This window comes from Ensifer sp. ENS08 (assembly GCF_014852195.1).
In the GTDB taxonomy this organism is placed as follows: domain Bacteria; phylum Pseudomonadota; class Alphaproteobacteria; order Rhizobiales; family Rhizobiaceae; genus Ensifer; species Ensifer adhaerens.
In genome coordinates this window covers 16,653-37,183 of sequence record NZ_JACVBF010000002.1, presented here as the reverse complement: position 1 = coordinate 37,183, position 20,531 = coordinate 16,653, and the positions used below count along the sequence as shown (strand labels likewise).

At 63.9% G+C, this 20,531-nt stretch carries 24 protein-coding genes and 1 riboswitch; of the genes, 11 read left to right on the top strand and 13 right to left on the bottom strand.

Annotated features, from left to right (window positions below; translation table 11 throughout):
• Window positions 1-12 precede the first annotated feature (12 nt).
• Window positions 13-888 carry a LysR family transcriptional regulator gene (locus IB272_RS05740; protein ID WP_060582602.1) on the top strand — a complete coding sequence of 292 codons (876 nt, stop codon included), beginning with the start codon at window positions 13-15 and terminating at the stop codon, window positions 886-888.
• Here IB272_RS05740 and IB272_RS05735 read toward each other — a convergent pair.
• From IB272_RS05735 to IB272_RS05720, 4 genes are all read right to left on the bottom strand, one after another.
• Window positions 885-1,556 carry an amino acid ABC transporter permease gene (locus tag IB272_RS05735; protein WP_034792072.1) on the bottom strand — a complete coding sequence of 224 codons (672 nt, stop codon included), beginning with the start codon at window positions 1,554-1,556 and terminating at the stop codon, window positions 885-887. The two genes, IB272_RS05740 and IB272_RS05735, sit on opposite strands and share 4 nt — an antisense overlap.
• Before the next feature lie 17 nt (window positions 1,557-1,573).
• Window positions 1,574-2,389, bottom strand: coding sequence for a transporter substrate-binding domain-containing protein (locus IB272_RS05730; RefSeq protein ID WP_162732994.1), 816 nt, complete (start codon window positions 2,387-2,389; stop codon window positions 1,574-1,576).
• Window positions 2,390-2,400: 11 nt separating this feature from the next.
• On the bottom strand, window positions 2,401-2,703 hold the full coding sequence (locus IB272_RS05725; RefSeq protein WP_034792064.1) for a GYD domain-containing protein: 303 nt from the start codon (window positions 2,701-2,703) through the stop codon (window positions 2,401-2,403).
• Between the two features lie 119 nt (window positions 2,704-2,822).
• Window positions 2,823-3,491 (bottom strand): isochorismatase family cysteine hydrolase, encoded by a 669-nt coding sequence (locus tag IB272_RS05720; protein WP_060582600.1) that lies wholly within the window; start codon window positions 3,489-3,491, stop codon window positions 2,823-2,825.
• Window positions 3,492-3,628: 137 nt separating this feature from the next.
• Here IB272_RS05720 and IB272_RS05715 point away from each other — a divergent pair, with 137 nt between their 5' ends.
• Entirely contained in the window at window positions 3,629-4,543 is a 915-nt protein-coding gene (locus tag IB272_RS05715) for a LysR substrate-binding domain-containing protein (protein ID WP_060582599.1), read from the top strand.
• On the opposite strand, the gene IB272_RS05710 is transcribed toward IB272_RS05715, so the two are convergent.
• The 3 genes from IB272_RS05710 to IB272_RS05700 all read right to left on the bottom strand — a co-directional run bounded on the left by IB272_RS05710 (window position 4,537) and on the right by IB272_RS05700 (window position 8,256).
• Complete coding sequence (locus IB272_RS05710; RefSeq protein ID WP_192444234.1) at window positions 4,537-6,222, bottom strand: alpha/beta-hydrolase family protein; 1,686 nt, start codon at window positions 6,220-6,222, stop codon at window positions 4,537-4,539. The genes IB272_RS05715 and IB272_RS05710 overlap by 7 nt on opposite strands.
• Window positions 6,223-6,370: 148 nt before the next feature.
• Window positions 6,371-7,660: a mechanosensitive ion channel domain-containing protein gene (locus tag IB272_RS05705; protein ID WP_060515860.1), complete on the bottom strand. Its 1,290-nt coding sequence runs from the start codon at window positions 7,658-7,660 to the stop codon at window positions 6,371-6,373.
• A 137-nt stretch (window positions 7,661-7,797) separates the two neighbouring features.
• Window positions 7,798-8,256, bottom strand: coding sequence for an Lrp/AsnC family transcriptional regulator (locus tag IB272_RS05700; protein WP_192444233.1), 459 nt, complete (start codon window positions 8,254-8,256; stop codon window positions 7,798-7,800).
• Between the two features lie 126 nt (window positions 8,257-8,382).
• Between IB272_RS05700 and IB272_RS05695 the strand changes: the two genes are divergently transcribed.
• Window positions 8,383-9,666, top strand: coding sequence for a cystathionine gamma-synthase family protein (locus IB272_RS05695; RefSeq protein ID WP_034792023.1), 1,284 nt, complete (start codon window positions 8,383-8,385; stop codon window positions 9,664-9,666).
• Between the two features lie 212 nt (window positions 9,667-9,878).
• Here IB272_RS05695 and IB272_RS05690 read toward each other — a convergent pair whose 3' ends face one another.
• Together IB272_RS05690 and IB272_RS05685 are read right to left on the bottom strand one after the other, a co-directional pair.
• Window positions 9,879-10,229 (bottom strand): VOC family protein, encoded by a 351-nt coding sequence (locus tag IB272_RS05690; RefSeq protein WP_034792008.1) that lies wholly within the window; start codon window positions 10,227-10,229, stop codon window positions 9,879-9,881.
• 126 nt (window positions 10,230-10,355) lie between these two features.
• On the bottom strand, window positions 10,356-10,976 hold the full coding sequence (locus IB272_RS05685; protein WP_060515859.1) for a TetR/AcrR family transcriptional regulator: 621 nt from the start codon (window positions 10,974-10,976) through the stop codon (window positions 10,356-10,358).
• An 83-nt stretch (window positions 10,977-11,059) separates the two neighbouring features.
• Between IB272_RS05685 and IB272_RS05680 the strand changes: the two genes are divergently transcribed.
• From IB272_RS05680 to IB272_RS05670, 3 genes are read left to right on the top strand one after another with little or no spacing between them, the layout of a single operon-like run.
• Window positions 11,060-11,875 carry a crotonase/enoyl-CoA hydratase family protein gene (locus IB272_RS05680; RefSeq protein ID WP_060582596.1) on the top strand — a complete coding sequence of 272 codons (816 nt, stop codon included), beginning with the start codon at window positions 11,060-11,062 and terminating at the stop codon, window positions 11,873-11,875.
• Between the two features lie 50 nt (window positions 11,876-11,925).
• Window positions 11,926-12,288, top strand: a complete 363-nt coding sequence (locus tag IB272_RS05675; RefSeq protein WP_034791974.1) for a metalloregulator ArsR/SmtB family transcription factor — start codon at window positions 11,926-11,928, stop codon at window positions 12,286-12,288.
• Complete coding sequence (locus IB272_RS05670; RefSeq protein WP_060582595.1) at window positions 12,285-12,851, top strand: SRPBCC family protein; 567 nt, start codon at window positions 12,285-12,287, stop codon at window positions 12,849-12,851. The genes IB272_RS05675 and IB272_RS05670 overlap by 4 nt, the downstream gene beginning before the upstream one ends.
• Window positions 12,852-12,920: 69 nt before the next feature.
• On the opposite strand, the gene IB272_RS05665 is transcribed toward IB272_RS05670, so the two are convergent.
• Together IB272_RS05665 and IB272_RS05660 are read right to left on the bottom strand one after the other, a co-directional pair.
• Window positions 12,921-13,400: an anthrone oxygenase family protein gene (locus tag IB272_RS05665; RefSeq protein WP_060582594.1), complete on the bottom strand. Its 480-nt coding sequence runs from the start codon at window positions 13,398-13,400 to the stop codon at window positions 12,921-12,923.
• On the bottom strand, window positions 13,397-14,227 hold the full coding sequence (locus IB272_RS05660) for an NAD(P)H-binding protein (protein ID WP_060515857.1): 831 nt from the start codon (window positions 14,225-14,227) through the stop codon (window positions 13,397-13,399). The genes IB272_RS05665 and IB272_RS05660 overlap by 4 nt, the downstream gene beginning before the upstream one ends.
• Before the next feature lie 104 nt (window positions 14,228-14,331).
• On the opposite strand from IB272_RS05660, the gene IB272_RS05655 reads away from it, so the two are divergent.
• The 3 genes from IB272_RS05655 to IB272_RS05645 all read left to right on the top strand — a co-directional run bounded on the left by IB272_RS05655 (window position 14,332) and on the right by IB272_RS05645 (window position 16,497).
• Complete coding sequence (locus tag IB272_RS05655) at window positions 14,332-15,024, top strand: TetR/AcrR family transcriptional regulator (RefSeq protein ID WP_060582593.1); 693 nt, start codon at window positions 14,332-14,334, stop codon at window positions 15,022-15,024.
• Window positions 15,023-15,285, top strand: a riboswitch (cobalamin riboswitch). Its footprint overlaps the gene before it by 2 nt.
• A gap of 40 nt (window positions 15,286-15,325) precedes the next feature.
• Complete coding sequence (locus IB272_RS05650; protein WP_034791966.1) at window positions 15,326-15,502, top strand: CbtB-domain containing protein; 177 nt, start codon at window positions 15,326-15,328, stop codon at window positions 15,500-15,502.
• A gap of 197 nt (window positions 15,503-15,699) precedes the next feature.
• Window positions 15,700-16,497, top strand: a complete 798-nt coding sequence (locus IB272_RS05645; protein ID WP_034791964.1) for a CbtA family protein — start codon at window positions 15,700-15,702, stop codon at window positions 16,495-16,497.
• Between the two features lie 38 nt (window positions 16,498-16,535).
• Here the strand turns inward: IB272_RS05645 and IB272_RS05640 are convergent, their stop codons facing one another.
• The gene (locus tag IB272_RS05640; protein ID WP_060582592.1) at window positions 16,536-17,384 is read right to left on the bottom strand and encodes a (2Fe-2S)-binding protein; all 849 of its coding nucleotides are present in this window, start codon (window positions 17,382-17,384) and stop codon (window positions 16,536-16,538) included.
• Window positions 17,385-17,404: 20 nt separating this feature from the next.
• The gene (locus IB272_RS05635) at window positions 17,405-18,751 is read right to left on the bottom strand and encodes a glucoamylase family protein (protein WP_060582591.1); all 1,347 of its coding nucleotides are present in this window, start codon (window positions 18,749-18,751) and stop codon (window positions 17,405-17,407) included.
• 147 nt (window positions 18,752-18,898) lie between these two features.
• Here IB272_RS05635 and IB272_RS05630 point away from each other — a divergent pair, with 147 nt between their 5' ends.
• Both IB272_RS05630 and IB272_RS05625 read left to right on the top strand, forming a co-directional pair.
• Window positions 18,899-19,693, top strand: a complete 795-nt coding sequence (locus IB272_RS05630) for a DUF1194 domain-containing protein (RefSeq protein ID WP_034791962.1) — start codon at window positions 18,899-18,901, stop codon at window positions 19,691-19,693.
• Window positions 19,694-19,797: 104 nt separating this feature from the next.
• Window positions 19,798-20,520: a GntR family transcriptional regulator gene (locus IB272_RS05625; protein WP_060515854.1), complete on the top strand. Its 723-nt coding sequence runs from the start codon at window positions 19,798-19,800 to the stop codon at window positions 20,518-20,520.
• Window positions 20,521-20,531: the final 11 nt, after the last annotated feature.

The following is a 20,531-nucleotide window of genomic DNA, read 5'->3' as shown; positions in this document are numbered from 1 at the left end:
GGAGAGAACGGCATGCAGGTGGAGCTGATCGAAACCTTCCTGGACCTGATGGAGAGCCGCTCCTTCAACCGCACCGCCGAGCGCCTGAATCTCACCCAGTCGACCGTCTCACATCGGGTGAAGGCACTGGAAGCGCAGTTCAACCGCAAGCTCTTTACCCGCAACAAGGGCGGCACCGTGCCGACGGCCGCCGGCCTGCGCTTTCTAGATTACGCAAAAGCCCTGCAAAACCAATGGCATGAGGCCACACGCGCGGTCACCAATGCCGGCGCGCTGGAGCGCTCCATGCGGCTTGGTGTCCAGCATGATCTGGCGGAAGCCTTTGCCGGGGAATGGATGGCAACGATCCGCCGGGAGCTGCCCGGCATCGAGATCTATATGGAGGCGGACTACTCCAACCAGATGAACCGCGATCTCGGCGCTGGCGACCTGGATCTGGCGATCCTCTACACGCCCCACTACCTGCCCGATCTCTATTACGAAAGGATCGGCGATCTGCATTACGTGATGGTGAGCACGGAGGCGCAGATGCTCGCCGAGATCCGCTCCGAGAGCTACATCCGCTCAAGCTATTCGCCAGGCTTCGATCGCGCCCACCGGCTGGCGCTGCCGCATCTCTCCGCAGCGCTGCTTGCCGCCGGCCAGAACATGGCGATCACCCGGCTGCTTCACACACTCGGCGGATCGGCCTACGTGACGGCAGCGACGGCCGAGCGGCTGGCGGACGATGGATTTGCCGCGCGCGTCCACGACGCGCCCGTCATCCCACAGACGGTCTATGCCGCCACCAGCCTGCGCACCCGCCACGCCCACCAGCACCGCAAGATCATCGCCGCCATGGCCGATCTGCTCGCAACGCTGCCGGTGCCGAATTCGGAAGCGGGTTAAGCCATGCGCCGCTGGATCAGCCGCTGCAGAAACATCAGGATCGAAACGATCGCGAGATAGTAGACCAGCGCTGCCGAATACCACTCGACGAAGCGGAAGCTGGAGGCGATCGCGTCGTTGACGACCGCCATGATCTCGCGCATCGAGATTACATAGGCAAGCGAGGTCAGCTTGATCAGGTTGATGAATTCGTTGACCAGCACCGGCATGACGATGCGCAGCGCCTGCGGCAGAACCACCAGAAAGAAGGTCTGCCAGCGATTGAGCCCGAGCGCGCGGGCGGCATCCGTCTGCCCCTGGCCGATCGCCGCAAGCGCCCCGCGCATCGCCTCCGCCATGTAGGCGGCCGTCACCAGCGTAAACGCGATGAAGGCAGCGACGAAGGGCGTGTACCAGGGCGCCCGCGTGAGCCCCGGAAAGAGCTGCGGTGCGCCGTTCCAGACGATCAGGAGCACGAGGATCAGCGGCGCCGAGCGAAACAACCAGACATAGACCTGCGCCGCTGTGCGCCTGACCGCCGCCATCGAATTGAGCGCGACGGCCAGCGGCAGGCAGAGCAGGAACGACGCCGCCTGCACCAGGATCGACAGCAGGATGGCGATGCCCGCCCCCTGCAACATGACGGGCATGGTCAGGGCATCGAAAAACAGTTTCGTATCGAAGTTCATGCCCCGTCTCCTTTCGCTCAGGAGTCGTAGTCGACGTCGAAGAGCGCCGGATCGAGCCCGTATTTCCTGGCGAGATCGCCGAAGAAGCCCTTCTCCTTGAGCGCCTTCAGCCCTGCCTTCACCGCGGCTGCATCGCCACCGTCACGGCGGCTGTAGATGCCGTATTTGAAATCCGATGCCCAGATATAGGGGAGCGTGAGCGCGCCGTCGGAGCGCGACGCGCGATAGGCGCCCTCCGCCTCTTCCGTTACGGTCGCATCGACGCGGCCGACGAGCACCTGCTGGTAGGCGGCCTGCTGGGTCGGGTATTCCTGCACATCGACCGGCGGCAGGCCCTTGGCCGTGAGCGCCTCGTTTAAGGGCCCGATCCGCTCTTCCTTGTAGTAGGCGCCGGCTTCGAGCGCGATGACCTTGCCGCTGAGATCCTCCGGCGCCTTGATCGTATCGCTGCCCGCTTTGGTGACCATGGCGGTCGCCGATTTCATGTAGGGCACGCCGTCATAGGTCTCGCGCCGCTTGGCGTTGATGTAGATGCCGCTGACGATGACGTCGCAGCGCCCTGCCCCGAGCGTCGGCAAGAGGCCGGCGAATTCGGTGACGGTGTAGTTCACCTTCGCATTCCATTGCGCGGCCAGCGCTTCGGCGATCTCGATGTCGATGCCGGTCGGCTTCGCATCGGCCGGATGTTCCTTGAACGAAAGCGGAGGAAAGGCCGCGGTGGTGCACACGCCAACCTCTCCATCGGCGGCGAAAGCCGGCGGCTCGGCCTGTGCGGCGCCGGCCGAAAGCACGGCGGTCGTCAGAAGGGTTGCGCAGGATGCCAGTCTGATCATCTTCATTCCCCTCATTGTGCTGGTGAAACGCGGCCGACGATGTCGCCATAGGTCTGGCTGTCGAAGGCAGGAAGGATGAGCGGATCCACAAAGCCGTCGCGCCGCGCCGTCAGCACGTATTGCATCATCGACGCATTGTCCGGCATCTCGAAAACCTGGACGAAGTCATAGGTCCCGAGCGTGGCATAGAAGGCGACCGAGCGGCCGCCGAGCGCTGCGACCCGATCCTCGCTCACCTTGCGCCGGCTGCCACTATCGGCAAGCTCGGCCAGTCCCTTCGAGGTCAGTCGCATCAGCGAGATGTATCGTTGCATAGGGCATCATTCCGTTGAACGGTTGGCAAAAGGCTTTGGAAATGTGAGGACCGCGCCTGGAGCAATTCCAGGAGAAGCGTGAAGCGGCTTTTCGCCCGGAATTGCGCGGTGCCAGAGCGCTAGCGGGCGGCGGCCTTGGCCAGTCCGGCAATAACGGCATCACTGGTCGAGACCGTGCCGAAGATGCCGTTCTCGATCGAGATCATGTTGATCGCCGCCTCATGCGCCCACTGCTCGCCGCTGGCGCAGCAGTCTGAAATCGTCAGGCACTGGAAATTGCGGTCGCAGGCTTCGCGCAGCGTCGTATGCACACAAACGTCCGTGGTGCAGCCGGTAAAGAGCATGTGGGTGATGCCCTGGGATCTCAAGACATGCTCGAGATCCGTATAGGTGAAGGAACTGTTGCAGGTCTTGTCGATGATGACGTCGGTCTCGGCGACATCGAGTTCCGGGAGCAACTGGAAGCCGGGGCTGGAACGCAAAAGCACCTGCGTGTTCTCAAGTCCGGAGCGCTTGCGCCGCCATTTCTCGTAAGGCGTCATGTCGGCGAGATCGGCGCGGTAGCCCTGGCGCGTGTGGATGATCAGGCAGCCGGCTTGCCGTGCCGCCGCAATCACCCGGTTGACCGCGGGCACGATCGCGGCCAGCGGCGCCGGATCGTAGCCCATCGAGGCGAAGTAACCGTTGGGCGAGCAGAAGTCGATCTGCAGATCGATCACCATCAGCGCCGTCTGCGCCGGAACCAGCTTTCCATCATAAGGAAAATCAAACGGTTGTGCCTCGATCATCGTAGTCCTCCCTCTCTCCGGTCAGATTCATAGGAGCAAAAATCGATTGGGAATAGCGATTTTTTATGCTTGATATTGTGCAGTCTGGCTAAACGATTTCACGCCGTGAGGGGCGCGATCAGAGCGGGAGGGCTCACGTGAAGGCGTTGCATTTCCTGCCCTACATCCGGGCGTTCGAGGCGGTCGCACGCATCGGTTCCGTGCGCCAGGCGGCGGATGAGCTGGGCTTGAGTCCCGGCGCCGTGTCGCTGCAGCTGCGCCGGCTCTCGGAGACGACCGGCCTGACGCTGCTTGAAAAATCCGGCCGCAACATCAAGCTTACGGCCGCCGGCCGCGAGTTCGCGCAGACGGTTTCCCACGCGGTCGGCAACCTTGCCGCCGCCGTCGAGGACGGCACCGACCGACGGCTCGAAAGCCACCAGCGCAAGCTGACGGTCGGCCTGCCCCCGGCGCTCGCGATTGCCTGGATGGCCGGCCTCCTCGTACAGTTCGCGGGTGCGCGCGGCGTCACCGATCTTTCGATGCGCAATTGCATCCGCGCCAGCGACGTCGTCTGGGACGATGTCGATCTCGCCGTCGTCTACGACAATCCGCCCTTCGACGGCCTGTGGTGGCAGGCAGTCAGCGACGTGAAGCTCAGGACGGTCTGCTCGCCGCTCCTCTTCCCCCGGCTCGAGGGCCCGCTGCGCGAGCGGAAGCTGCGCGACGTCACGCTGCTGCATGAGGATGACGGCCGGGAATGGACGCGCTGGTCGGCCGCCTCGCGCATCTCGCTCGAAGGCAGCCGGAGCGTGCGGGTGCAATCGGTCGCGATCGCCGTCGCCTCGGCGCTACAGGGCCAGGGCATCGCGCTCGTCTCCGACGTGCTGACACGCTCCTATCTCTACGAAGGACGCCTGATCCAGCCCTTCCCGACGGCGATACCGGCCTCGGCCGGCTACTATCTGCTCTGCCCGACGGAAAAGGCGGAGGAGCCGCTGATCCAGGCCTTCGCCAACCAGATCGCCGCGCACCTGCGTGGCGAGCGGTCCGGCGACAAGCAGGCTCAGTAGCGACCCTTGAGCAGCGCCTTCAGCCGCTCGGCGTCCGCCTCGCTGACATCAGCCGGTGCCATCACCTGCATCCACGCGTCGATATAGTGCTCCGGCGCATAGACATGGCCGTAGCCGATCGGCGAGGTCGTCGCGAGCGCCATGTCGGCAAGCAACTGAAACATGGTGACGACGGGGAACCATCTGAGCGCAGGAGAGACGTCGGCACCGCGCGGCGCCTTCATCCAGTCGGGCTCGCGGTAGAAGGAGTATGGATCGAAGAAGGTGATCGGATCACTGGCATATTGCAGATAGACGATGCGGACATTGCCCCAGGTCGCGCCCGGGATGTTCAGCGCATTCTCCTGATTGGTGAAACGGATCACCGAGCCGTCGCGATAAAGCGGCCGCCATTCCGGCGAGCCCGGATTGCGGTTTCGGGTGATCTGCAGCCAGGTCTTGGTCGGGAACGGCGAGCCGACCCAGAGCGCGCCCTGGAACGGATCGCTGATGATATCGAAGGGATCGACCGAACCTTGCGAGTTCATCGAGCCGAGGCTGAGGCCATAGAGATAGAGCTTCGGCCTTCTGTCCTTCGGCAACGTCGTCCAGTAGCCATAGACCGCATCGAAGAGCGCATCGGCCGTCTCCGCGCCATATTCCGGCTCGACCAGCACCGACAGCCAGCTCGTGAGATAGGAATACTGCACCGCGACGCTGGCGACGTCGCCCTTCAACAGATATTCGAGCGAATCGAGGCCCGGCGGATCGATCCAGCCGGTGCCGGTCGGCACCACGATCAGAAGGTTCGTGCGCTCGAAGCCGCCGACGCGCTTCAATTCCTCCAGCGCGAGCTTCGCCCGCTCCTTGGCGGTCTCGGCCGAATTGAGGCCGGCATAGACGCGCAATGGCTCTTTTGCCTCTCCGCCGAAGAAGCCGGCGATGTCCTTCGCCGCCGGACCGGAAGCGATGAACTGGCGCCCCTGGCGGCCGAGTTCGTCCCACGTCATCAGCGACGCGTTGCTGCCGGTCTTCAACGGATCGGTCGGCGGCGCGACATCCGGATCGATCAGCGCGTCCAACCGCTGGAACGAGCTGTCGGCCGCATGCAGCGCGAAGCGGAAGATGACGCCGTCAACGGCGGACCAGAACAGCGCAACGGCGGCAACGACGGCTGCGACCTTTGCCAGCGGCCGGGTCAACACATGCTCGAAGCGGCGGGTCAGAAACCGGAAGGTCAAGCGGAACAGGCGCGCGATGAGCACGATGGCGACAAACACGAGTGCCGCGATCAGCCCGAGCTTGAACGGCTCAGCACTTTCGACCGGGTCGAGCCCCATGATCTGCCGCACCGTGTTCTGCCAGTAGGCGGCGCGCCAGAGGAAGGCGAGCGCAACCGCGGTGCAGCCGAGCGCCGCTAGCACCTTCACCGTAAGGCCTGTGCGGCCGCGGATCTCCGGCAGGTCGAGCAAGGACCACAGCCAGCGCAACAGTACGCCGATCGCATAGCCGGCGGAAAGCGACAGGCCCGAAATCACCGCCTGCACCACATAGGGCCGCGGGATGAGGCTCGGCGTCAGCGACATGGCAAAGAAGAAGACGCCGACGATGAGCCCCGTGGTCGAGAACGATGCCAGCAGCGTCGAGAGAAAACGCGGCATCGGCAACCTCGACAGCGGCGTCTGTTGAAGATGGTCCATGGCGTCGGGTCCCCACTGATGCTGGCACGGTCACCGGAACAACTGCGGGCTGTTCCGGCGCCGGCAATGTCGCTTCCCCGGCGTGTCCAGTCAATCGCCACAACCGCAAGACACCCTGACGCGAACCGGTCGACGGGCACTTCGGCCCCTAAACCCGGGTGACCTCGACCGGCGTCTTCATGATGATTTCACGGTGCGGGAACGGGATCGAAATGCCCGCCGCCTTGAACGCATCCCAGAGCGCCATCAGCACCTGCCCGCGAATGTTGGTGAGCCCGTTGCTCGGATCGGAAATCCAGAACCTCAGCTTGAAATCGAGCGACGAGGCGCCGAAACCCGTCATCCAGCACACCGGCTGGGCGTAGCTGCTCGCCACCCGCGGCAGCGATGCGGCGGTCTCGATGGCGATGCGCGCCACCTCGTGCGGGTCGCTGTCATAGGAGGTGCCGAAATCGACCTCGATGCGGACGAAGTCGCTGGAGAACGACCAGTTCACCACCTGCTGCGAAATGAAGTCCTCATTTGGAATGAGGTATTCCTTGCCGTCCCGGGTGATGACGGAGACGAAGCGGGAGCGCAGGTCGCGCACGGACCCGAAGGTATCGCCGAGCGTGATCGTGTCGCCCGGCTTGATGGATTTGTCGAGCAGGATGATGATACCGGAGATGAAGTTGGAAACCACCTTCTGCAGACCGAAACCGATGCCGACACCGACCGCCCCGGAGAAAACCGTCAGCGCCGTCAGGTCGATGCCGGTGGCCGATAGCGCGATTGCGCCGGCAAAGCCAATCAGTGCAATCTTGACCAGCTTGCTGATCAGCACCTTGAAGGAGGGTGTCAGGTCCGCTGACCGCTGGATCCAGTGCGACGAGACATTGCCGATCAAAACGGCAAGCCAGATCAGCGCGGCGGAGAGCACGATGGCCTTCAGGACGAGCAGCAGCGACAGGCGAACCGCACCGAGATTGATGGCAACGCCATCAAGTGTCGTCAGGATCACCCGGTCGAGCCCGACCGCATAGAGCGCAAAATAGATCCAGCCGACGACGGCGGTGACGCGCGCCAGCATCTGGTTGCGGATGATGCGTGTGAGCACCGAGATGACGAACCACGCCGCCGTCAGCGTCAGCGCGGTCGCCACCAACCAGCGATAGGACGGCCAGCCAAAGCGCAGGATCATGCCGTCGGCAATCCAGAGCCAGACGATCAGAAACAGCCACCGCAGCCGCCGCATGAAGGCGATGATGACCCGCAAGAGATCCGGATTGCCCTTGATCAGACGGGCTCGGGCTTCGACCCGCGGCTCTATTCGCTTCGCCAGTGCGCCGCAGACCAGGTAGCCGGCTACGATGATGGCGAGCTGATAATAGGTCCACTCGTTCAAAAAGACCGTCTGCAGCCAGGAAGCGGCGGCATCGAGCGCTGTTGCGAAATCCATCGTCTCTCTCCGAGAGAGTAAGGCGCCCGCCGAGCGTGTGGGACGCCCTCCTAACTCGAATCTAGGGCATCCCTAATGGTTTCAAAGCCGGATGGACGATTATCGAACCGCTTCAGAGGCTTATGGAGGGGTTGGCGCTAGACTCGCCGCTCCTTGATCGTGTTCATCACGAAACTCGTCTCGATCGAGGCGACGCATTTGAGCCTTGCGATCTTCTCCTTGATGAAACGCTCGTACTGATCGAGGCCGGCGCTCATCACCTTCAGCACGTAGTCGCGCGAGCCGGTCACCAGATGGCATTCGAGCACCTCGTCCCAGCCGCGCACCGCCTCTTCGAACATGACGATCTCGTCTTCGTGCTGGCGGCTGAGCGTGACGGTCGCAATCGCCGTCGTCGTCCAGCCGTCGACTGCGGGATCGACCAAAGCCGTATAGCCGCGGATGACCCCGGTCTCTTCCAGCCGCCGTAGCCGACGCAGACAGGGCGACGCCGAGAGCCCCACCCGCTCGGCGAGCTCGTTGTTGGTCAGGCGGGCATCCGCCACCAGTTCCTTCAAAATCCTGCGATCCGTCTCGTCGGCAATTTTCTGCGCCATATCTTCTCAACTCAGCCAAATCTTTGCACAACTCAAGGCGATCCCGCCGGAAATAGCAAGGATCGGTCCAAGCATCTGATATAATTTGCCTGTCAGTCGAGTCCGCTTCGCTTGAGGAGACAAGCCATGACCGCACCGCATCCCTCCAAAACCCACATCGGAAACCACAAGCTGCATCCTGAAACGCAGATGCTGAACTATGGCTACGATCCGGAACTGTCGGAGGGCGCGGTCAAACCTCCGGTCTTTCTGACCTCCACCTTCGTCTTCCGCTCCGCCGAAGAGGGCCGCGACTTCTTCGACTTTGTCTCCGGCCGGAAGGAACCGCCGGCGGGTGTCGGCGCCGGCCTCGTCTATTCGCGCTTCAACCACCCGAACAGCGAGATCGTCGAAGACCGTCTCGCCGTCTACGAGCGCACCGAAAGCTGCGCACTGTTCTCGTCGGGCATGTCGGCGATCGCCACGACGCTGCTCGCCTTCGTCAAGCCGGGCGACGCGGTGCTGCACAGCCAGCCGCTCTATGGCGGCACCGAGACGCTGCTTGCCCGCACCTTCCTCAATCTCGGCGTTTCCGCCGTCGGTTTTGCCGATGGCGTGAACGAGGCGGCCGTCAGCGCCGCCGCAGAAGAGGCGATGGCCAAGGGCCGGGTCTCGGTGATCCTGATCGAGACGCCGGCGAACCCGACCAATAGCCTCGTCGACGTCGCCATGATCCGCCGCGTTGCCGATGCGATCGGCAGGAAGCAGGGCCATACCCCGATCGTCGCCTGCGACAACACGCTGCTTGGGCCCGTCTTCCAGCGGCCGATCGAGCACGGCGCCGACATCTCGCTCTATTCGCTGACCAAGTATGTCGGTGGTCACTCCGACCTGATCGCCGGCGCCGCGCTCGGCTCTAAGGCGGTGATGAAGCAGGTGAAGGCGCTACGCGGTGCGATCGGCACGCAGCTCGATCCGCATTCCTGCTGGATGCTCGGCCGTTCGCTCGAAACGCTGGCGGTGCGCATGCAGAAGGCCGACGACAATGCCCGCATCGTCGCCGAATTCCTGCACGACCACCCGAAGGTCGAGCGTATCCACTACCTGCCCTTCCACGGCGAGGACACGCCGGTCGGCCGCACTTTCAAGACGCAGTGCACCGGCGCTGGCTCGACCTTCTCCTTCGATATCGCTGGCGGCCAGGAGGCGGCCTTCCGCTTCCTCAATGCGCTGCAGATCTTCAAGCTCGCCGTCAGCCTCGGCGGCACGGAATCGCTCGCCAGCCACCCGGCGGCGATGACCCATTCCGGCGTGCCGATCGAGGTGCGCCACCGCATCGGCGTGCTGGAATCGACCATCCGCCTGTCGATCGGTATCGAGCATCCCGACGACCTCGTGGCCGATCTTTCAAACGCGCTGTCGCTCGCCTGATGCAAGAGGCCGCCGGTCCAGCCGGCGGCATCCTTCGCGAGTTTGCAAGGACGCAATTCCGGACGGAAAACCGCTGCGCACTTTTCCTGGAATTCGCTCGCTTGGCTGGCGCAATTCCGGACGGAGAACCGCTTCGCACTTTTCCTGGAATTCGCTCGCTTGGCTGGCGCAATTCCGGACGGAAAACCGCTGCGCACTTTTCCTGGAATTGCTCAGTGCGCCAGGATGTTGACGATATTGCCGAACGGGTCGCGCATGTAGAAACGGCGCACGCCCCAGGGCTCGTTGGTGATGTCGTAGACGATCTCGACACCGGCGGCCTTGGCTCGCTGATAGGCCCGGTCGACATCGTCCACCTCGATCGAAAGCACCGGCACCGGCGTATCGTTGCCGCCCTCGCTGGCGATGCTCACCTGTGGCATCGCGGCCTTGCCCTCGGCGGCAAAGGTCAGGATCCAGCCGTGATCCATCACCACGTCGAGTTCAAGCAGGTCGCCGTAGAAGGCGCGCGCCACTTGCGGGTCCGGGGCGTAGAGGTTTGAGACGATACGCTTGACTGTCATGGAATTCTGCTCCCTTCGACGCGCCGCAACGCGGCAGCATCGACGCTTACTGGTTGTTCGGCTGATAACGATACAGCCCATACTGCCCGCCAACGGCAGCCGATTGAAAGCAGAAATCGCCTCGCTTCAGAATGAAGCCGCCGCATGTTCCGATGGCGCCTTCGGGTTTGCTCCGGCAAGCGCCACCCGCACAAGCGTCGCCGCAGCCTTGCCCGCCACCTCCATGTAGTTTGGATCCCGGTGCAGCAGCACGACCGCGAAACTGCCGTCGAGCAGCAGCAGGATCTGCTTTGCCAGCACGGCCGGCTCGGCGACACCGGCTTCGGTAAAGGTCTCGGCAATCCAGGCCTCGAACTTCTTCTTGTGGGCGGCACCGATGCGGATCGCCGGATGACCGGGCATGTTGGCAAGCTCGGCGGAGGTGCGCAGGAAGCCACAGCCCTTCCATTTCGGATGGCGCGCCGCCCGCGCCAGGTTGACGAAGATCGCCTCGACCTTGTCGGCAATGTCCCCGTCGCCCGCGTCGAACCACTTGCGGAAGAGTTTCAGATTGGGCTGGTCGCGGCCTTCGAGATAGGCGGCGATCAACTCGTCCTTGCTGTCGAAATGATAGTAGAGCGTGCGTTTGGTCACGCCCGCGGCTTCCGCCACCGCATCGACGCTGACGGCGCGGATGCCCTCGGCATAAAACAGCTTTTCCGCCGCTGCGACGATCAGGTCCCGGGTCGATTTCTCTGCTTTCGCCATCTCTCATGTATACCGACTAGTGAATATACATGGCATCTTCCCTCACCTAGCCTCTCCCCGTCAACAGCTGCCGGAGAGCAACCATGTCGAACACCGTGCTGATGCAGATTTCCGAGGGCATCGCCCTCCTCACTCTCAACCGACCAGAGAAACTCAACGCGCTGAACTACGAGCTGATCGACCGGCTCATGAGCCTTCTCGACCAGATCGAAGCGAACGACGGCGTCGGCGCCGTGATCATCACCGGCACCGGCGACCGCGCCTTTTCCGCCGGCGGCGATATCCATGAGTTCTCGGAAAGCGTGGCCAAGGGCGTAAACCCGGCCGTGCGCGATTTCGTCCGTCGCGGCCAGGGCCTGACGGCCCGGCTCGAAGCCTTTCCGAAGCCGGTTATCGCTGCCGTCAACGGGCTTGCCTATGGCGGCGGCTGCGAGATCACTGAAGCGGTGCATCTCGCTGTTGCAAGCGACCGGGCGCGTTTTGCCAAACCGGAAATCAAGCTCGGCATGCCGCCGACCTTCGGCGGCACCCAGCGCCTGCCGCGGCTCGCCGGCCGCAAGCGCGCGCTTGAACTGCTGCTGACAGGCGAGGATTTCTTGGCCGATCGCGCGCTGGAGCTGGGGCTCGTCAACCACGTCGTCGCTCATGAGGAACTGATGTCGGCCGCCCGTGACCTGGCAAAACGCATCATCGGCCACTCCCCGCTTGCAGTGCGCTCGATCATCACCGCCGTCACCCGCGGCCTCAACATGTCGATCGCCGAGGGGCTGCTGGTCGAAAGCGAACAGTTTGCCCAGATGGTGCCGACCGACGATCTTGCCGATGCGCTTGCCGCCTGGACGGGACGGCGCCTCCACGACGACCCACCGCGGCGTGGTCTCTTTTCGCGATACTTTTAAATTCAACCGAACGGTTGACAATTAGGTCGACCGAGAGGATATTCAACAATATGGTTGAATATCAGAACGCACATCTCGATGCCGTGTTTCACGCGCTTTCGGACCCGACGCGGCGCGCCATGCTCCAGGACCTTTCGCAGGGCGAAAGACTGGTGGGTGAGCTTGCGGCGCCGTTCTCGATCTCGCTGGCCGCGGCATCGAAGCACATCAAGGTGCTGGAAGGAGCAGGTCTGGTGCGCCGCGAAGTGAAAGGTCGCACGCATGTGTGCCGGCTCGATGCCGCGCCGATGCATGCAGGCATGGAATGGATGCGCCACTACGAAGCCTTCTGGCGCACCCGCATCGACGCACTCGAGGCGCTGCTTCTCGCCGAAGACGCCACAATCCAAACTGATCCGGAGGAAAAGCCATGACTTCGTCTGCCACAGCCTTTGCCGGCGCCGATTACGGCCGTGTCGTCGCACCAGACGCGGTGCGCATCGAGCGCCTGCTTCCCGGCCCGATCGAGCGGGTCTGGTCCTATCTGACGGAGGAAAGCAAGCGCCGGCTCTGGATGGCGTCCGGAACGATCGGATCGAAGGAAGGGGCCGAGGTCGAGCACGTCTTCCGCCATTCGGAACTGACGACGGAGGACGATCGGCCACCGCAGAAATACGCCGAGCACGCCGGCGAGGTGCACAATTACGGCCACGTGCTCGCCTGGGAGCCGCCACGACTACTGGCCTATACCTGGAACGAAGAGACCGGCACCCCGTCGGAGGTCCGCTTCGAGCTCAGCCCCCGCGGCGACAAGGTGCTGCTCGTCGTCACCCATAAGCGCATCGCCGACCGCGCGGTCATGACCAGCTTCTCCGCCGGCTGGCACGTACACCTCGACATTTTGCGCGCTCTGCTCGAAGGCGAAAAGCCGGCAGCCTTCTGGAGCAAGTTTGCCGACCTTGAAGCGCAATACGACGCGCGTATTCCGAAGCCCTGACGGCGGGATGGGCTTGAAGGTCAGGACGCGTGCAGGCGCCGGCAAGGATCGACTTGCCGGCGCTTTTCGTCAGGTGCGGGCGAAACCGAGAACGAAAAACGCCAGCGCGCCGATCGAGGCCCATGTGCGCACGTGGTTCCACCAGACCCAATCGGTCAGATAGCGCTCACGCCAGAGATCGGTCGCCGCCTGACCGGGGGCTGCCGCGGCGAGCGCGTCATTCATCGGCACGTTGAAGACAATGGTCACCAGCAGCACGCCAACGACATAGGCAATGCCACCGGCGGCAAGCCACCACCTGCCCTCGCCCCCCGAGATGAAGGCGACGACGACGAGCGCCAGGGCGAGCAGCGCCGTGCCCATGAAGGCGCTGAGGAAGATCGGGTTCTGGATCACGACATTGATGGCGTTCATCGCGGCGATCCCCTGCTCCGGCGGCAGCCGCGACAGGGCCTGCATGATGCAGACCGAGAAGATGAAGAACAGCCCGGCCATCAGGCCGGAACCGATCGCGGCGGCAAACGCCAGAGCGGGGATCAACGGGATCATGCGGCAAGACTCCAAACACCAGTTGCTGCGGTTTCCCGGGCGTAATCGGCAAAGTCGCGCGGACGCCGCCCAAGCACGCGCTCGACATCGGACGTCATGCTGGAATTGCGTCCGTCGAGCACCGAGGTGAAGAGATAGCGGATGAGTTCGACATAGTCATCCGGCACGCCGTCCGCCTTGAGATGCGCTGCGAAGTCGGAAACCGGAATGGCCTGATAAGAGATCCGACGGTTGGCGGCCGCGGCGATCTCGGCGACGGCCTGGGCAAAGGTCATCAGGCGCGGGCCGGTCAAGGCATAGACCTTGCCGATATGCGCATCGTCCAGAAGAGCCTCAACCGCCACGTCGGCAATGTCGTCGCAACTGACGAAGGGCTCGGTGACCTCGTCCACCGGCAGGAAGACCGAACCACTCACCACGCCGTCGGCCAGGAAGCCTTCGTCGAAATTCTCGAAGAACCAGCTGCCCCGGATGACCGTCCAGTCGGCGCCGGAGGCCTGCAGCGCACGCTCGGAGGCTTCCGCCTCGTCCTCGCCGCGGCCCGACAGGAGCACCAACCGTTTGATGCCGGAGCGAACGGCAAGGCTCGAGAACTTGGCGATGACGTCGACGGCGCCCGGCACCGCCAGATCGGGCTGGTAGCAGACATAGATGCGATCGACATTTTCAAGGGCGGGCGTCCAGGTCGCCTCATCCGTCCAATCGAAGGAAGGCGACGCCGAACGGGCGCCGATGCGGACCGCTATGCCCCGCTCCCGAAGGCGATCGGCCACCCGCCGCCCCGTCTTGCCGGTACCGCCCAAAACCAGTGTGACTTTCTGAGACATCGTTTCCTCCTGAGGTTCCACCAACAAACATGAGCATCTCTCACATTTGCAAATGTGATAAATCCTCGTATTTTAGGAGTCAAGTCAAAATGTGAGCATTACTCATGATTCCAGATGCAAGTCCCGCCACGCTTCCCGCCAACGACGAGCCTGCGCTGCGCCGGACGCCGAGCCAGAAGCGCAGCCGCGAGCGCGTCGAGCAGATCCTTGCCTGCGCGACGGCGCTCATCCAGGAGAAGGGCAGCGACGCCATGCGCATGAGCGAAGTCGCTGAAAAGGCGGGGATTTCGATCGGCTCGCTGTATCAGTACTTTCCCGACAAGGCGGCAATCGTGCGCACGCTGGCCGAGCGCTACAATGCGGTCTGCAACGAGTGCATCGCGGCCGAACTGGCCAAGGTCACGTCGATAGCCGAACTGCGCGACGCCTTCTCGCTGCTGTTCGACATCTACTACGACATGTTCCTCGCCGAGCCGGTCATGCGCGACATCTGGTCGGCGATGCAGGCCGACAAGGCGCTGCGCGAGATCGATCTTGCGCAAAGCCGCGCCGGCGGAAAGCTGCTTGCCGATGTCTGGGCCCGGCTTGTGCCGGAGACACCGCGCGAAGAGATCGACAGCGCCGCCTTCCTGATCATGCATCTCGGCGACTGCACCATGCGACTTGCAGTCTCGGTCGACCGGGCCGAGGGTGACCAGATCGTCGAAGCCTACAAACGCATGACCATCAAGGATTTTGTCGCGGATGGACCGCGCGGCGGCGCGCACTCAATTGACAACTCCATGACACAATCCTAATCATCTGGGATCGATTGGTTCCCGGGACGCGAACGTGTTTCGGGAGTAAACGGGAATGTGACGGATGGACCCAAGCTGGGCATTCAAATCACGGCCGACCCCGCGACTGTAGAGCGACGTCGATCCACCGTTCCGGAGCGATCCGGAAGAAGCCACTGGCAAGACCGCGAGAGGGCGGCCGAGCTGGGAAGGCGAGGCAGATCGAGGGCATCGAGCCCAACGCCGTGAGCCAGGAAACCTGCCACTCGATACGGGCATAGGGCCCAACCGGGAATTTCCCGATGCCATCACGGAGGTTGTCATGGCTACGTCTACCATTTCGAGCACCCCGCTCTCCCTCAGCGATCGTCTGACCGCTGGCGTCATCGCGCTCTTCATCGGCGCATTCCTCGTCTTTGGCGCCGGCCTTGCCAACTCGGCAGTGCTGCACGACACGGCGCACGACACCCGCCACTCCTACGGCTTCCCCTGCCACTGACCGATGCGCCGGAACGTGAACAACGTTCCGCATCGAACAATCTGCGGACCTGAACGCATCCGGCCCGAGCCGGATGGAGGCCTGCGTGCATCCCGGTTTTTCCGGCGCGCGAAGGCCATCCGCAGCATAGGGAAAATGGGAAGGCTCAAGGACCACGCCACAGGGCGTGGCTTTTGTCGTTATCGAGGGATTTCAAGATGATTGTCAGAACGCTTCTGGCCGCGATCGTGGCTGGATTGATTGCCGGTGTCTTCATGACCGGCGCCCAGGAACTGCGCGTCACACCGCTGATCCTGCATGCAGAAGAATTCGAAGGCGAGGCACCGGCCGCCACCGAACAGCCCGCCGCCCAGCCGGGTGCGGCACAGCCGGCCGCAGAAAACCACGACCAGCATTCGTCGCTCAAAGCCGTGTCGCCGTTCGGCGCTTTCCTCGACGCTTTGTCGCCGATCACCCCGGCCTATGCCCATGAGGGCGAGCATGAGGAAGGCGGCATCATGTTCGGCATGAGCCGCTTCTCCGGCACGCTGATGGCGAACCTCGTCACAGGTTCCGGCTTCGGTCTGCTGCTCGCCGGCGTCAGCCTGGTGATCGGCTACCCGATCACGCTCAGGAACGGCGCGCTGTGGGGCGCCTGCGGCTGGCTTGCCGTGCACATGCTGCCGGCGATCGGTCTGCCGCCGGAACTGCCGGGCTTTCCGGCAGCCGAACTCGGCGACCGCCAGACCTGGTGGCTGGTGACCGTGGCGCTCTCCGCCGTCGGCCTCTATCTCGTCGTCCTGCGCGAGGAGATCGTCTCCAAGGTCGCAGGCCTGGTGGCGATCGCAGCACCCCATGTCTACGGTGCGCCGCAGCCGCTCGATATCACCAGCAACGTTCCGGCCGTGCTCGGCGCCGAGTTTGCGGTTGCCGCACTCGCCACCACGCTTGCCTTCTGGATCGTACTCGGCGTCGTCTCCGGCTTCATCAACGAGCGCTTCGTCAAGGCACAGTGATCACTGATCACAGATCGTCAGCAAAGCGACGGCGGGGTTCAGGTCCCGCCGTTTTGCATGAGATGCGCCGCCAGCCGCGCGCGGCGATCTTCCGGCTCCAGCAGCACGCAAGTGTCGCAGAAGCTGCCCCCTTCCGTCTTGAAGTAGAGACAGCAGCCGCAACGGATCCGATACTGGCGCGACAGCTGAGCGCCGCTTGCCGGATCGAGAGCCGCGATCTGCTCGTAGCAGAGCTCCTCTGAGTAGAGCCGCGAACCCGGTCGCTTGACGATCGCCAGCGCCTCGGCCATGCCGCGCGCCTCGTCGCCGATCGCGCGGCCGATTTCCAGGAACGCGCCGGCCAGGGCATCGGCCGCGAGCCGCCATTGCGCCCCGCTCGACAGCCCTGCTCGCGCTTTCAGAACCGCAACGACGGGTGCCAGATGGGCGATGAAGCCCTGTTCGAATGCGCTGACACCTTCGCCACCCTGGCGCTCCGTCGCCGGCGGATGCAGGCGAAAATGATAGCGCTTGCCCGCGACTTCGACGCCACGGTGAAGCCGCGTCCAATCCTCGAAACGAATGCCGGCCACCTCCGCCTGCGACCCGGCGCCGAGATGGAACGCGCCAAGGACTACGCTCAGCTGGCGGCTATAGAAGGCGATCAGATGCGCCGCCCGGACCCGGTCGGTCATGCCGACCCCGAAGAAATCCTGATAGGCGAGCCCCGCCTCAAGGCCAGCGCTGCCGGTAGCCCAGAAGTCGCCCGGCGCGCTGAAATCACTGGCCGCCGGCCCGAGCGAGACGGCAGCCTCGGGAAACTGGGCACGCAGATGGTCGGCGACGGCCAGCGCCTGCGGCGCAAACGCCGCGGTCTCCGCTGTCGGCCGGTGGTCGTTCAAGCGCATGCCGTCTCCGTCGTCCGTTCTCATCCTCTGGCGCGGGATGCGGGCGGATTACCACACGCGCCTTCCCCCTCCTGCAGCCAGCCACCGTCGAAGCCCGCCCGTTCAAGGCCGAGGCGGATCGCCGGCATGCTGCGCATCAGCGCCCAGCTAAGGCCGCTTTGCCAGTTCTCGATCATCATGACAACGAGGCCCTGGTCAAGACCGACGACCCGCGCATCGATCCAGCCCTCCGGGCCTGCGCCGGCGGCCAGGCTCGGGTTAAAGCCGCCAGGAAAGCGCCCTTCGCTCAAAAGTCCCGGATAACTGTCTGCCATATGCACCAGGGAGGCCTGCGCCGCATCCGGCTCGAACGGCAGGCAGGCAAGCGGCGCCCAGGGCACGAGCGTGCCGTCATCAAGGCCGTAGGGTGCGCCGCGGTTCACATAGCCGAAAAGCCGCTGCTGGCGCCCATCCGCAAGCCGCAGCCGGCCGCGCGGCGCATGGCAGGCGCTGAGGCCCCACAGGTCCTCGCCATATCCGGCGAAACCGCCGGGATTGGAGCGCGCATGGTCCCGCTGCAAGGCGATGGCGCGTCGGGTATTCTCGAAATAGTCCGTCCCCCGCTCTCGCATCGGCCGGTCGGAAAGCCCGCGTAGATCGAGCCAGGCCTGCGGAAAGAGATGGATGAAGAGTGGGGCCGCATGCAGATGCGGCCGGCCGTCGACCGGAATCCAGTCATGGCCCTCGGCGAAGGCCGCATAGTGCTCCGGTTCGATCGAATGGTCGGGCGCGCCGAGTGCCAGCACATAGAGCAGCAGCGCTTCGCTGTAACCCCGCCAGCGATGCTTCAAGAACCGCCCCGGCGGCCGCCAGCCCATCGTCAGCGTGTCGCCCCGATTGAGCGCCCAGCGCCAGTCCACCCGCGCATAGAGCCGATCGGCAAGCGCGCGGATCTCGCATTCGTCCGCATCCCTACCGTAAAAATATGCAGAGGCGGTCAGGCAGCCGGCGATCAGCAGCGCCGTATCGACGGTCGAAAGCTCGCTCTGCCAGGTGCGCTCACCGGTCCGCATGTCGAGGAAGTGATGGTAGAAGCCGCGATAGCCGGTCGCCTGCCGGTGGCGGGACTGCGGGCTTTGGACAAGGAAGCGCAGGGTCGTCGCCACCCGCCGCGCCGCGTCGCTGCGCGAAAGCCAGCCGCGCTCGACGCCGATCGGATAGCAGGAAAGGCCGAAGCCGGTCGCAGCGATGCTCGCCGGCGCGCCCGGCAACGCGGTGTCGGCGATCAGTCCGGTGACCGGATCCGAATGTTCGAGGAAATACCCGAACGCCGTCTGCTGCAATCGATCGATCTGAAATCGCTCAGTATTTTCCGTACGCTGCGGCATTTCGCCTTTCCTGTCCGACATCCGGCCTCATGCAGGACCCGGCAAAATCACTCTTTAGTGAAGGCCAACTACACCCAAACGGTCGCCGAAATCCAATCTTGTGTTACAGTCTTCTAATCTGACCGCGCGCAATGACTGGTTGAAGCGATGTTGAGCGTGTTGGCGTTACTCCTTTCATTGAGTGGTGGCCCGAGCCCATCGACCGCCGAGGCGACGAATGTCGACGTCGAACTGATCCTGGCGGTCGACATGTCCGGCTCGATGGATCTCGACGAGGCCCGCATCCAGCGGGCCGGCTATGTCGAGGCACTCCGGCATCGCGACTTCCTTGATGCGGTCGAAAGCGGCCAGCTGGGCAAGATCGCCATCGGCTATTTCGAATGGGCCGGAACGGTGAACGAGTCCTCCGTTGTCGCCTGGAAGGTCATCGACAATGCCGCCGACGCCGACGCCTTCGCCAAGCTGATCGAAGCGCGGCCGGTCGGCACACGCCGCGGCACCTCCATCTCCAACGCCATTACCTATGGCACGGCGCTGATCGATTCCAACGCGTTCAGCGGCGTGCGAAGGGTCATCGACATCTCCGGCGACGGGCCGAACAACATCGGCCCGCCGGTGCTTCCAGCCCGCGAGATCGCGATCACGCGCGGCATCACCATCAACGGGCTTGCCATCCTCATCCGCCCGTCGGTTTCGACCGGCCCGCTTGACCAATATTATGCCGAATGTGTCATCGGCGGCCCCGGCTCCTTCGTGCTGCCGGTGCACGAGCCCGAAGATTTCTCCATCGCGATCCGCCAGAAACTGGTGCTCGAAGTCAGCGGCCTGCCACCACCGCCGACCATACGCTATGTCGATGCCTTCCCGGCGCCCGATTGCCTGATCGGCGAGAAATTGCGACCGGGCTTCCTCGACCGGGTCTATCCGGAGCTCGACAAGTAGCCTCGCTAGACCGGACGATGCCCCCGCAACCTTTGCGCGTCAGATTGTCGTTTCCCTTCGCTTCGTCCGACGATAAGATGGCGCGTTGCTTCGCGGATCGATTCATGTCCTTGACCACCACGCCCCATCAGGCCGAACTGGCCACAGACCCGACCACCGACACCGGCAGTCAGCACATCCGCGATACATTGCGCGATGCGATCGTCGAGCGGCGGCTTGCGCCTGGCACCAAGCTTTCGGAAAGCGACGTCGGCGAACTCTTCAACGTCAGCCGAACGCTGGTGCGCGCCGCCCTGCAGGCGCTGTCCTATGAAGGCCTCGTCAACGTCGAGAAGAACCGCGGCGCCTTCGTTGCGCACCCTTCGATCGACGAGGCGCGCCAGATCTTTGCGACCCGCCGGCTGATCGAGCCCGGCGTCGTGCGCGCCGCCGCCGCCCAGATCGGCAAGGCGGAGCTTTCCGAACTCAGGCGCATGCTGGCAGCCGAGCGCCAACTGACCGAACAGCGCGGTCAATCGGCCCGTCGTGCGGAAATCAAGGCATCGGGCGATTTCCACCTGGCGCTTGCCGACCTCTCCGGCAACACCATTCTGCGCCGCTTCATGGACGAGCTCGTCGCCCGCTCCTCGCTGGTCATCGCGCTTTACGGACAATCGACCGTTTCGAGCTGCGGCCACAGCGAACACGACGAGATCGTCAACGCGATCGAGCGTGGCGACATCGACGCGGCCGCGCGGCTGATGGTCCACCACATCGACCATATCGAAGCCGACCTCGACCTGCGCGTTCTGAAGTCGACCGACCTCAAGGCAGCGCTGGAACTCTAGTGCCGCCACCT

Bases quoted from the DNA above. Each gene is read 5' to 3' on its own strand.
- IB272_RS05740 (WP_060582602.1), top strand. From the start codon at position 13: ATGCAGGTGGAGCTGATCGAAACCTTCCTGGACCTGATGGAGAGCCGC.
- IB272_RS05735 (WP_034792072.1), bottom strand. From the start codon at position 1,556: ATGAACTTCGATACGAAACTGTTTTTCGATGCCCTGACCATGCCCGTC.
- IB272_RS05730 (WP_162732994.1), bottom strand. From the start codon at position 2,389: ATGATCAGACTGGCATCCTGCGCAACCCTTCTGACGACCGCCGTGCTT.
- IB272_RS05725 (WP_034792064.1), bottom strand. From the start codon at position 2,703: ATGCAACGATACATCTCGCTGATGCGACTGACCTCGAAGGGACTGGCC.
- IB272_RS05720 (WP_060582600.1), bottom strand. From the start codon at position 3,491: ATGATCGAGGCACAACCGTTTGATTTTCCTTATGATGGAAAGCTGGTT.
- IB272_RS05710 (WP_192444234.1), bottom strand. From the start codon at position 6,222: ATGGACCATCTTCAACAGACGCCGCTGTCGAGGTTGCCGATGCCGCGT.
- IB272_RS05705 (WP_060515860.1), bottom strand. From the start codon at position 7,660: ATGGATTTCGCAACAGCGCTCGATGCCGCCGCTTCCTGGCTGCAGACG.
- IB272_RS05700 (WP_192444233.1), bottom strand. From the start codon at position 8,256: ATGGCGCAGAAAATTGCCGACGAGACGGATCGCAGGATTTTGAAGGAA.
- IB272_RS05695 (WP_034792023.1), top strand. From the start codon at position 8,383: ATGACCGCACCGCATCCCTCCAAAACCCACATCGGAAACCACAAGCTG.
- IB272_RS05690 (WP_034792008.1), bottom strand. From the start codon at position 10,229: ATGACAGTCAAGCGTATCGTCTCAAACCTCTACGCCCCGGACCCGCAA.
- IB272_RS05685 (WP_060515859.1), bottom strand. From the start codon at position 10,976: ATGGCGAAAGCAGAGAAATCGACCCGGGACCTGATCGTCGCAGCGGCG.
- IB272_RS05680 (WP_060582596.1), top strand. From the start codon at position 11,060: ATGTCGAACACCGTGCTGATGCAGATTTCCGAGGGCATCGCCCTCCTC.
- IB272_RS05675 (WP_034791974.1), top strand. From the start codon at position 11,926: ATGGTTGAATATCAGAACGCACATCTCGATGCCGTGTTTCACGCGCTT.
- IB272_RS05670 (WP_060582595.1), top strand. From the start codon at position 12,285: ATGACTTCGTCTGCCACAGCCTTTGCCGGCGCCGATTACGGCCGTGTC.
- IB272_RS05665 (WP_060582594.1), bottom strand. From the start codon at position 13,400: ATGATCCCGTTGATCCCCGCTCTGGCGTTTGCCGCCGCGATCGGTTCC.
- IB272_RS05660 (WP_060515857.1), bottom strand. From the start codon at position 14,227: ATGTCTCAGAAAGTCACACTGGTTTTGGGCGGTACCGGCAAGACGGGG.
- IB272_RS05655 (WP_060582593.1), top strand. From the start codon at position 14,332: ATGATTCCAGATGCAAGTCCCGCCACGCTTCCCGCCAACGACGAGCCT.
- IB272_RS05650 (WP_034791966.1), top strand. From the start codon at position 15,326: ATGGCTACGTCTACCATTTCGAGCACCCCGCTCTCCCTCAGCGATCGT.
- IB272_RS05645 (WP_034791964.1), top strand. From the start codon at position 15,700: ATGATTGTCAGAACGCTTCTGGCCGCGATCGTGGCTGGATTGATTGCC.
- IB272_RS05640 (WP_060582592.1), bottom strand. From the start codon at position 17,384: ATGCGCTTGAACGACCACCGGCCGACAGCGGAGACCGCGGCGTTTGCG.
- IB272_RS05635 (WP_060582591.1), bottom strand. From the start codon at position 18,751: ATGCCGCAGCGTACGGAAAATACTGAGCGATTTCAGATCGATCGATTG.
- IB272_RS05630 (WP_034791962.1), top strand. From the start codon at position 18,899: ATGTTGAGCGTGTTGGCGTTACTCCTTTCATTGAGTGGTGGCCCGAGC.
- IB272_RS05625 (WP_060515854.1), top strand. From the start codon at position 19,798: ATGTCCTTGACCACCACGCCCCATCAGGCCGAACTGGCCACAGACCCG.